The following is a 430-nucleotide window of genomic DNA, read 5'->3' on the forward strand; positions in this document are numbered from 1 at the left end:
TTTTGAAAATGCAGAACACTTGTGTCAGTTTCTAATTAGCAAAGAAATGCCATTTCCAGCCTATGATCAATGTATAAAAGCAAGTCATTTTCTTAACCTATTAGATGCAAGAGGCGTGATCGGAATCAATGAACGTATGTCTTATATAAATAGGGTGAGAAAACTGACAAATGCATGCTGTACCTTATATATAAAGCAATAAAGAATTTATGTTATCTCAGTTGTTATTCGAGTGTATTTCAGAAGAAATACCACCTTCTATGCATGGTTTTATAATTACTCATGTTAAAAATTATGTTAGTAACATATTGAAGAATAATAATATTGGTTTTGAATCAATAGAAGTTTTTATAACTGCAATTCGTATTACTTTCTTTGTTGATAAAATTAATTTTTTAAATTTAGAAAGTTCAAATGAAATTAAAGGACC

2 protein-coding genes are annotated in these 430 nt (G+C 27.9%); both read left to right on the forward strand.

Translation table 11 applies throughout. The features are described 5' to 3' along the window. The coding region (locus tag V6U76_RS05485; protein ID WP_333024142.1) for a glycine--tRNA ligase subunit alpha at nt 1-202 on the forward strand (202 nt) is incomplete at its 5' end. A gap of 7 nt (nt 203-209) precedes the next feature. Next, nucleotides 210-430, forward strand: a 221-nt coding sequence (locus V6U76_RS05490; RefSeq protein WP_333024144.1) for a glycine--tRNA ligase subunit beta, incomplete at its 3' end; no start/stop codon positions are given.

Source organism: Wolbachia endosymbiont of Pentidionis agamae, assembly GCF_036711655.1.
Taxonomy (GTDB): Bacteria; Pseudomonadota; Alphaproteobacteria; order Rickettsiales; family Anaplasmataceae; genus JAZHPY01.